This is a genomic window from Herbaspirillum sp. UBA812 (genome assembly GCF_002296545.1).
GTDB lineage: Bacteria > Pseudomonadota > Gammaproteobacteria > Burkholderiales > Burkholderiaceae_D > Herbaspirillum > Herbaspirillum huttiense.
Map to the genome: position 1 here is coordinate 431 of NZ_DBIC01000020.1, position 9502 is coordinate 9932.

The 9502-nt window shown below is 64.2% G+C and carries 11 protein-coding genes; 5 read left to right on the forward strand and 6 right to left on the reverse strand.

Going from position 1 to position 9502, the window contains the following annotated elements; all coding sequences use genetic code 11:
• Window positions 1-820 (reverse strand): ABC transporter substrate-binding protein (locus B3873_RS01050; RefSeq protein WP_286863620.1); only part of this gene is annotated, 820 nt, incomplete at its 3' end.
• Window positions 821-970: 150 nt separating this feature from the next.
• Window positions 971-1951: an ABC transporter substrate-binding protein gene (locus tag B3873_RS01055; RefSeq protein WP_034331297.1), complete on the reverse strand. Its 981-nt coding sequence runs from the start codon at window positions 1949-1951 to the stop codon at window positions 971-973.
• A gap of 211 nt (window positions 1952-2162) precedes the next feature.
• Here B3873_RS01055 and B3873_RS01060 point away from each other — a divergent pair, with 211 nt between their 5' ends.
• Window positions 2163-2549 (forward strand): DUF2946 family protein, encoded by a 387-nt coding sequence (locus tag B3873_RS01060; RefSeq protein WP_286863621.1) that lies wholly within the window; start codon window positions 2163-2165, stop codon window positions 2547-2549.
• A gap of 89 nt (window positions 2550-2638) precedes the next feature.
• Window positions 2639-3157: a copper chaperone PCu(A)C gene (locus B3873_RS01065; RefSeq protein WP_286863622.1), complete on the forward strand. Its 519-nt coding sequence runs from the start codon at window positions 2639-2641 to the stop codon at window positions 3155-3157.
• Window positions 3158-3235: 78 nt separating this feature from the next.
• On the opposite strand, the gene rfaE2 is transcribed toward B3873_RS01065, so the two are convergent.
• The 4 genes from rfaE2 to B3873_RS01085 form a co-directional block, all read right to left on the reverse strand.
• Window positions 3236-3718 (reverse strand): D-glycero-beta-D-manno-heptose 1-phosphate adenylyltransferase, encoded by a 483-nt coding sequence (gene rfaE2 / locus B3873_RS01070; protein ID WP_034331294.1) that lies wholly within the window; start codon window positions 3716-3718, stop codon window positions 3236-3238.
• Window positions 3719-3842: 124 nt separating this feature from the next.
• Complete coding sequence (locus B3873_RS01075; protein WP_209584517.1) at window positions 3843-4697, reverse strand: ferritin-like domain-containing protein; 855 nt, start codon at window positions 4695-4697, stop codon at window positions 3843-3845.
• A gap of 137 nt (window positions 4698-4834) precedes the next feature.
• Entirely contained in the window at window positions 4835-5707 is an 873-nt protein-coding gene (locus B3873_RS01080; protein WP_286863623.1) for a PhaM family polyhydroxyalkanoate granule multifunctional regulatory protein, read from the reverse strand.
• Window positions 5708-5736: 29 nt separating this feature from the next.
• A complete protein-coding gene (locus B3873_RS01085; protein WP_121040512.1) occupies window positions 5737-7041 on the reverse strand; it encodes a branched-chain amino acid ABC transporter substrate-binding protein in 1305 nt (434 codons plus the stop codon).
• 110 nt (window positions 7042-7151) lie between these two features.
• Here B3873_RS01085 and B3873_RS01090 point away from each other — a divergent pair, with 110 nt between their 5' ends.
• The 3 genes from B3873_RS01090 to B3873_RS01100 all read left to right on the forward strand — a co-directional run.
• Window positions 7152-8297, forward strand: coding sequence for a DUF3108 domain-containing protein (locus B3873_RS01090; RefSeq protein ID WP_286863624.1), 1146 nt, complete (start codon window positions 7152-7154; stop codon window positions 8295-8297).
• Window positions 8298-8455: 158 nt separating this feature from the next.
• A complete protein-coding gene (locus tag B3873_RS01095) occupies window positions 8456-9226 on the forward strand; it encodes a DUF3108 domain-containing protein (RefSeq protein WP_286863625.1) in 771 nt (256 codons plus the stop codon).
• A gap of 120 nt (window positions 9227-9346) precedes the next feature.
• Window positions 9347-9502: 7-cyano-7-deazaguanine synthase (locus tag B3873_RS01100; RefSeq protein ID WP_286863627.1), on the forward strand; the 156-nt coding region annotated here is incomplete at its 3' end.

A 9502-nucleotide genomic window follows, 5' to 3' on the forward strand; every position in this document is an offset into this window, starting at 1 on the left:
CGACCTTGCCGGTCTGGCGGCCCATGTCGTAGAAGTTCACGCCCAGGGCGGCCACGGCACCGCGCTTGACGCTGCCGGTGTCGGAGGCGATCAGCGGGATCCTGGCGTCATTGCAGACCTTGGCCAGCGACTCGAAGACCGAGACCACGTTGTTGTCGGTGGTGGTGTACATCACGTCGATCTTGCCGATCAGGCTCTTGGCGGCCGGGGCCACGTCCACCGAACGGGGGGCGGCGGCTTCCACCAGGGTCAGGCCGGCTTTCTGCAGCTCGCCCTTGAGGTTGTTCAGGGCCGACACGGAATTGGCTTCGCCCGGATTGTAAACCACGCCCACGCGCTTGGCCTCGGGCACGACGCGCTTGATGACCTCGACCTGCTTGACCGGGTCCAGCATGTGCGACAGGCCCGTCACGTTGGTGCCGGACGGCTTCCAGTCCTTGACCAGCTGCGCGGCCATGGGATCGGCGATGGCCGAGTAGACGATGGGGATGCTCTTGGTCGCGGCCACCATCGGCTGCGCCGACGGGGTGCCGATGGCCACGATCACGTCGGGGTTGTCACCCACGAACTTCTTGGCGATCTGGCCGGCCGTACCGGCATTGGCCTGGGCGCTCTGGAAATCCCACTTCAGATTCTTGCCGGGCTCGAAGCCCTCGGCGATCAGTTCGTCCTTGGTGCCGTCACGCACGGCGTCCAGCGCCGGGTGTTCGACGAAGGAGGTGATGGCCACCACCTTCTCGGCGGCCAGGGCCGACGCGCAGATGGCGCTCAGGGCGAGCGCGCCGGCGATGGCGCGCAATGACTTCGATACTGCAAACATGGTCCTCTCCTCGTTCATGGTGGTCAGGCCTCGGCGTTCCTCTCGACCGGGCCCGTTATGCGTATGGGCAGATCTTGCTGCGTTGTTGCGTCGTTGCGGCCAGATACGGAAGATCCCGCATGGCAGCGGGATCTTCGGGCGATACCTGGTTTATTGCTTGATGACGGTCTTGGCCGAGCTCACCAGTTCCGGCGACAGGGTCACGCCCTGCTTCTGGGCAGCGGCGGTGTTGACGAACAGTTCCAGCTTGCTGCTGGTGGCCGAGGCGATGTCGCCCGGCTTTTCGCCCTTGAGGATGCGGCCGACGACCTTGCCGGTCTGGCGGCCCAGGTCGTAATAGTTCACGCCCAGGGCAGCGATGGCGCCACGCTTGACGCTGTCGGTGTCGGAGGCCACCAGCGGGATCTTGGCGTCGTTGCCGACCTTGACCAGCGCTTCATAGGCCGAGACCACGTTGTTGTCGGTGTTGGTGTAGATCACATCGACCTTGCCGATCAGGCTCTTGGCGGCCGAACCGACGTCCACCGAGCGGGGCGCAGCGGCTTCCACCAGGGTCATGTTGGACTTGGCCAGCAGTTCCTTCAAGGCCTTGACCACCACGGCGGAGTTGGCTTCGCCCGGGTTGTAGACCATGCCCACGCGCTTGGCGTTGGGGACCACGCGCTTGATCAGGTCGATTTGCTTGTCCAGTTCCAGCAGGTCGGACACGCCCGTGACGTTGGTGCCGGAGGCTTTCCAGTCCTTCACCAGTTGCGCGGCCACCGGATCGGTCACGCCGGAATAGACCACCGGGATGCTCTTGGTGGCCGATACCAGGGCTTGGGCCGAGGGGGTGGCAATGGCCACGATGACGTCGGGCTTGTCGCCGACGAACTTGCGGGCGATCTGGGCAGCGGTGCCGGTGTTGCCCTGGGCGCTCTGGTATTCCCACTTCAGGTTCTTGCCGGCTTCAAAGCCTTCTTCCTTCAGCTCGTCCTTCACGCCGTCACGCACGGCGTCCAGGGCCGGGTGTTCGACGATGGCGGTCACGGCAACCGATTTGTCTGCAGCCATGGCCGGGGCTGCGCAGACGGCAGCCAGGGACAGGGCGGCGACCATCGCGCGCAGTGTCAGCTTGTTGGTGTAGGACATGCAGTCTCCCTTGGAAAAATGTGAACGAAAAACCAAAACCCCGAAAAGACGCTAAGTCTAGCCTAGCGCCTGTCAACAATCAATTTGCATGAAGGCCCGCTGCCGCCCGCACTGGCAGGCGGGCCGGGCGGCTCGCATTGCGGGACATCCCCTGATCGGGATCAAGCAGCGCGCCGGGCAAAATGGGACGTGGGCGCTATAATCAGGCCCCATGTCTTCCCGCCTGCGCCCCTCCCCCACACGACTTGCCTTGCGCCGCCCCTGGCTGCGCCTGCAGGTGTGGACCAGCCTGGCGCTGCTGCTGGCGATGGTGGCCGCGCCCTGGTGGCAGCAGGCCGCCGCGCGCACCCTGCGGGACACTCCGGCCATGGCCATCTGCAGCGTAGGCGGCGGCGCTTCCGGCAATGCACCAGCGCATCTGGCGGCCAGCCATTGCCCGCTGTGTTGCGGCACACAGGCGGCCACGCCGGCACCGGATGCTTCCTTCGATACCACGGTCCTGCCGGGAATCAGCTATCCGCTGGCCGGTGGCACGCTACGCCTGCGTCCGCTCAGCCTGGCACCGGGTTCGCCCCGGGCCCGTGCGCCACCGGCCTGAACCCGCCGTCCCCCGGGGCCTTGGCGCCCACCCCTGCAGGCTGTAGGCCCGCATTCCAGACATGAACAGAACAACCAGGAATCACTGATATGAAGCATTTCGTCCAAAAGCTGGCCACCCTGGCCATCACCTCCGCCCTGCTGGCTGCCGCTCCGCTGTCGCAGGCCCATGAATACAAGCTGGGCCAGCTGGAAATCGGCCATCCCTATGCCCGCGCGACGGTTCCGGGACAACCGGCCGCCGGTGCCTACCTGAGCATCGAGAACAAGGGCAGCGCGCCAGATCGCCTGGTGGGCGTGTCCTCGCCGGTGGCAAAGTCCGGTGAAATCCACACCATGGCCATGGAAGGCAACGTCATGAAGATGCGCGAGCTCGAGGGCGGCCTGGAAGTCAAACCCGGCCAGAAGATCGCCATGCAGCCGGGCAATGGCTACCACATCATGCTGATGGGCCTGTCCAAGCCGCTGCAGGCAGGCGAGAAGGTGCCGGCCACGCTGATCTTCGAGAAGGCCGGCAAGGTCGACGTGACCTTCAACGTCGAAGACCGCAATGCGGCAGCGGCGGGCAAGGATGACATGAAGGACATGAAGGGCCACATGCACCACTGATCCACCGGGCAGCCTGAAACGGCAAGGCCGGCAGCGAGCGATGCTCCTGCCGGCCTTGTCGTTTTCAACGTGCCGCGATCAGCCGGCCAGCTTGCGCACCTTGGCCAGCAGCTTGGTGGTGGAGCGGTCATGTTCGAAGGCAATCGACAGCACCTGGCCGCCATAGGCCGCCACGGCCTGGCCTTCGGGGATGGCGTGCATGTCGTAGTCGCCGCCCTTGACGTAGATCTCCGGACGCGCCTGCTGCACGGCTTCCAGCGCCGTGTCTTCATCGAAGGGGACCACCAGCGAGACCGATTCCAGCGCCGCCAGCACCGCCATGCGGTCTTCACAGGTGTTGATGGGGCGGTCATCGCCCTTGCCCAGGCGCTTGACGGAGGCATCGGTATTGGCCGCCACCACCAGCGAAGCACCCTGGGCGCGGGCCTGCGCCAGGTAGGTCACGTGGCCGCGATGCAGGATGTCGAAGACGCCATTGGTCATCACCACCGGCTTGGGCAATTGCGCTACGCGCTGCTGGAGTTCGTCGCGGGTGCAGAGTTTGGATTCGAAGTCGGCCATCTTGATCGGGATCGGTTCGGGTGAGCGGGTGATTGATTGCAGAGTGCAGGATGAAAAAAGCCGCAACCTGGGTTGCGGCTTTCGTGATTGTACTGCCTTGCTGCCTGTGAAGGATTTTTCCCTGTCAGGCGGCCGCCGCACCCGGCGGCAGGATGCGCTGGGTCACTTCCTTGCGGTAGCGGTTCAGTTCCTGCACGTTGCTGAAGGTACGTTCGAACAGCAGCGACATGTTGTGCAGGATGCGGTCCACGACCTTCTTTTCCCACTCGCCGTCGAACTTGATCTGGTTGTCCAGCCAGCGTTCCAGCCATTCCGGATCCGGCAGGCGGCTCTGGACGGTGTCGTTGGGGAACAGCGCCTGGTTCACGTGCAAGTTGGTCGGGTGCAGCGGCTTCTCGGTGCGGCGCGCCGAGGCCATCAACACGCCGATCTTGGCGAAGGCGGCACGGGCCTTGTCGCCCACTTCGTTCAGGGCCTTCTTCATGTAGCGCAGGTAGGCGCCGCCGTGGCGGGCTTCGTCCTGGCTGATGATCTTGTAGATCTGCTTGATGACCGGCTCGGTGTGCCAGTCGGCGGCACAGCGGTACCAGTGGTTCAGGCGGATCTCGCCGCAGAAGTGCAGCATCAGGGTTTCCAGCGGCGGGGCGGGATCGAACTCGAAGCGCACGTTGTGCAGTTCTTCTTCGGTCGGGCACAGGTCCGGGCGGAAGCGGCGCAGGTATTCCATCAGCACCAGCGAGTGCTTCTGTTCCTCGAAGAACCATACCGACATGAATGCCGAGAAATCGCTGTCCCCGCGATTGTCGCGCAGGAACATCTCGGTAGCCGGCAGGGCCGACCATTCCGTGATGGCGTTCATGCGGATGGTCTGCGCCTGTTCGTCGGTGAGCAAGGAAGCGTCGAACTTGTCCCAGGGAATATCCTTATCCATATTCCAACGGACCTGCTCTAGCGATTTGAACAATTCTGGGTACAGCATCTCAGTATGTGCCTATATGCGTTAAGTGTTTGATTTTAACAAGATTTTCCAGATCCATACTAAAACGGTCAGGTTTCAGCAATATGACAGAGACCCGGCGCGGCTGCGCCCGGGGCCAGGCTCTGCCATGGCGAGGATCAGGGGGAATTTGGCTTGCGGGAGGCTGGCTTCTTGTTTTGCCGGGATTGTACAACAGCCGTCCGGGCGGGCGCGCTCGTATTTTCCGCACGCTTGGGCGCTTTCTTGACCGGTGGCTTCTTCGGCGCCGCCTTGGCCCCCTTGGCCGGCTTGGGAGCGCCAGCGGGCTTGGCTTTGACGCCTGCCTTGGGCTTGGGGGCAACTGTCTTATTTTCGCTACGCTTGGGGGCCTTCTCGGGCTTGGGCGGCTTGGCGGGCTTCAACAGCGGTTCCTGCTCAGCCAGGCCACCGGCCAGGGCGTTGCCGACGGCGTGCTTGAATTGCTCCTGCAACACATTCCACCAGGCATTGGGATTGGCGATGGCGGACTGGAAATCCGGGGCCGGCGGGACGCTGCCCTCGGCTTCTGCAGCGGGCTCGGCATCGGCCTGCGGCGCGGTGGTTTGCTCCTCTGCAACTTCAGGAGCGGAAGCCCCTTGTTCCTCTTCTTCAGGTGTTTCTTCGGGCTGGGCACCTGCTCCCGGCCACATCGGGAAACCGAAGGGGAAAGCCGGGGCCGCGCTACCCTCTTCCTCCGCCGGGGCCTCGGCCTGGGGCGTGCCGCGCGAGGCCATGATCTCGCTCATGGCCTGCAGGGTGGAGAGGGTGGCGCTCTGTACTTCCAGGGTCTGGATGGTGGCCTTGAGCATGTTCAGGTTCAGCTCCAGCCAGGAGGCCACGGTCTTCAGGTCGCTGATCTTCTTGTTGATGTCCTCCACCGACAGCGAAGGCGTGGCCATGGCGGGGGCGCCCATGCTGCTCCACATCTTCTTCATGAAATCGATGGTATCGGCTACCGAGCCTGCGCCCGGCATCTGCTCATGGTTCAACATTGATCGCTCCTCTTGTTGTGGTGTCGTGCTCAGCGTGGCGGGCGCTGCATCCGGCAGGTGCTCGGCAGTGCGGTCTGCTCGGCCGGGATGAAGCGCTCGGTACGGAATCCGAAGCCGCTGCCCTCATTGTCGAAGCGGATGCCGCCGCTGTCGGCGCGCTGCATCTGCATCAGGTAGAGCGGCTGGATCAGCTGGTGATCCTCGGCCCGCAAGGTCGCCTCGTGGAAGGCGTTCTGATAATGCGCGCCTTCCAATGCATATGCAACCGCCTTGGGATCGGTGCTCCTGGCTTTCTCGATAGCCTTGACCAGCATGTCGATCATCACCTGCATGCGCAGGTAGAGGTAATCGTCCTTGGGCTGCGGGTAGCGCTTGCGGAATTCCTGGTAGTAGGCGTCGCTGGGCGAACCCGGATTGCCGCCCGCATTGGGATGCCATTCCGCCACCGCACGCACCACGCCCACCCCCGCGTCCCCAATGGCCGCAGGCGCGCCCAGGCTGTTGGCATAGAAGGTATAGAACTTGGCCTTGAAGCCCGCATCACGTGCAGCCTTCACCAGCAGCGTCAGATCATTGCCCCAGTTGCCGGTGATGACGGCGTCGGCCCCGGCGCTGCGCATCTTGGCGATGTAAGGCGCAAAATCCTTGATCTTGCCGATGGGATGCAGCTCGTCGCCGACGATGGCGATATCGGGCCGCTTGGCCGTGATCTGCTCGCGCGCGGCCTTGGCTACCTGGCGGCCGAAGCTGTAATCCTGGCCGATCAGGTAGACCTTTTTGGTCGCCGGATCAGCCTTGATGGCTTCGGTCAGGGCCTGCATGCGCATGTCGGCACTGGCATCGAAACGAAAATGCCAGAAGCTGCATTTCTCGTTGGTCAGCGTGGGATCGACCGCCGAATAATTCAGGAACAGCACGCGCCGGTCGGGCTCGCGCTGGTTGTGCTTGTTGACCGCATCGATGAGCGCTGCGGCCACGGCCGAGCTGTTGCCCTCGATCAGGAAGGGAATGCGCTCATCCGTCAACTGGCGGAACTGCACCAGCGAGTCTTCCACGCCCAGCTTGTTGTCGAAGGTGGAGAGCTGCAGCAGGTGCTTGCCATCGGGCAGATTCACGCCACCGCGCGCATTGACGCGCTCGATGGCGTAGCTGATGTTGCGCACCACCGCTTCACCGGCATTGGCGAAAGGACCGGAGAGGCCATCGATCATGCCGATGCGCACCGGCGGCAAGGGTGCGGCAACGCTGCAAACAGGGGTGGAAACGGCGGCCAACGCCAGCAGGGCGGCCGGGAACATGCGCAGGGGCAGGCGGGAAGACAGGGACAGGTTCATCGATTCTGCAAGAGACAGCGGCAAAACCTGCATTGTACGTTGTTTGAAATGGCCCTCCTTTGCCCTGCGCCCCCACGACGCTCCTTGCATGATCCGATACACTGGCGGGCATGAGCGAAGTTTCCCGTCCCACCCGGCGCTGGCCGCGCCTGTTGATCCTGATTGCATCGAGCCTGGCACTGCACGCCGCGCTGGTGGACTGGGGCCGGCGCCAGATCGTGATGCCGGCCCAGACGCAGGAACAGGCCATCACGGTGGAACTGCGCCCGGTGCCGCCGCCGGAGCAGCCGGTGGCACTGCCAACACCCAAACCGGTACCACCGAAGACGGCCAAATCGTCCACTCCCGCCAGTCGCCCGGCACCACAGCCACGGCGCGCGCCCGAGCCCTCCGTCGAACCGCCAGACGAGCCTATCCGCGAGACCGTGGAACGCATCGCCACGCCCACCCCGGAAGCGCCGCAAACGGCCGCTGCGCCCTCCCCTGCGGAAACTGCGGGCCCGGCCTCGCCAGGCAGCGGACAAGGCAGCGGCACCGCCAGCACCGCGACCGGCAGCGGCGATGCGCCCGAGGCCGCCACCGGCAAGCAATACCAGACCAGCGCCCCGCCCAGCGTGCTGCTGGAATACGACGTCACCGGCACCAAGGACCAGCAGCCGGCCTACGGCCGCGGCAGCATCGCCTGGCACAACGAGGGCGATCACTACAAGGTGGAAGGCAAGGCCAAGGCGCTGTTCTTCACGCTTCTCAATTTCACCAGCGTGGGCGAGCTTGATGCCTGGGGCGTCTCGCCCGAGCTCTATACGGAACAGAAGGGCTTCAAGTCGGCCACCAACACCCATTTCAATCGCGAACGCAACGTCGTCAGTTTTTCCGCCTCCACCACCAGCTACCCGCGCCGGGGCGGCGAACAGGACCGCGCCAGCCTGATCTGGCAACTGGCCGCCATCGGTCGGGGCGATCCCGGCCAGCTCCAGCCGGGCGCGGTGATCGACCTGTTCGTGGCCGGCGTGCGCGATGGCGAAATCTGGCGCGTGCAGGTCTTGGGCCAGGAAAGCCTGACGCTGCCCGTCGGCACCGTCCAGACCTGGCATGTGGTGCGCCAGCCCAAGCCCGGCTCCTATGACGACCGCGTCGATATCTGGCTCGCCCCGCAGCATGAGTGGTATCCGGTGCGGGTGCGCTATACCGACCTGCGGCCCAATGGCGACTACACCCAACTGGACCTGTCGGGCCTCAAACCGGTGGACCAGTAAGACCAGATCCTGCAAGGCCTGTCAAAATCGGAAACAATTGCGCACAATTACGCGCCCGGACGGCAGAACCGCCCTCCGGCATTTTGGTCGTATTCCTTCATATGGCTCGGCATTGCCTCATCGCCGAGCCCCACAGAGACCAACACGAAGAGCTCGCCATGACATTTCTTTCATATCGCCTCAAAACCACCCTCGTTGCGCTGCCGCTGGCCGCCCTGATCGCCAGTGCGCCCGCCCTGGCCGCCGACGGTCCGCATCCGGTGGACAAGCGCCCCTTCAACCTGCCGCCTTCGGCCGAGCTGCATTACGCCATCACCGCCAAGCAAAGCGGCCTCGATCTGAAGGGGGAAGGCCTGGTCAAGTGGACGCAGAGCAAGACCGCCTACAGCGTCAACACCGAAACCCGCGCCATGCTGCTGGGCAAGATCCTGGAAACCAGCAGTGAAGGCAGCATCGACGCCTACGGCCTGGCCCCGTCGCGTTTCGTCGAAAAGCGCCTGCGCCGCGAACCGACCACCACCACCTTCAATCGCGAACAAAACAAGATCACCTTCACCGAATCGGCCGATAGCTTCCCGCTGCAGGGTGGCGAGCAGGACCGCACCGGCATCACCTGGCAGTTCGTGGCGATTGCCCGCGCCAATGCGGCCAAGATGAAGCCGGGTTCGGAGTGGAATTTCTTCGTGGCCGGTCCGCGTGATGCCGAGCAGTGGACCTTCAAGGTGGTTGGCCGCGAAAAGATCAAGACCGCCCAGGGCGAGACCGAAGCGCTGCACCTGTTCCGCAATCCGCCCCCGGACGACCAGGCCCAGAAACTCGACATCTGGCTGGCACCGAAGATGGAGTGGTATCCGGTGCGCCTGAAGTTCACCGATCCCAATGGCGACTATATCGAGCAGGTGCTGGATTCGGTCAAGAAAACCAACTAAGCTTGCCGCTATTGCAGGCGCGGGGCCAGGCCGGCAGCGATGCCGCCTGGCCCCGCGTGCTTTTTTCGCACCCATCACGCGCCTGATTCCCCCGATTCCGATTACTTGTTGAGCCCGACCATGTCCGCCATTCCCGCCATTCCCGCCATCGCCCCGACCCTCAGCACCCAGAGCGCCCTGGTGCTCTTCTCCGGCGGCCAGGATTCCACCACCTGCCTGGCCTGGGCGCTGTCCCGCTATCAACGGGTGGAGACCATCGGCTTCGACTACGGCCAG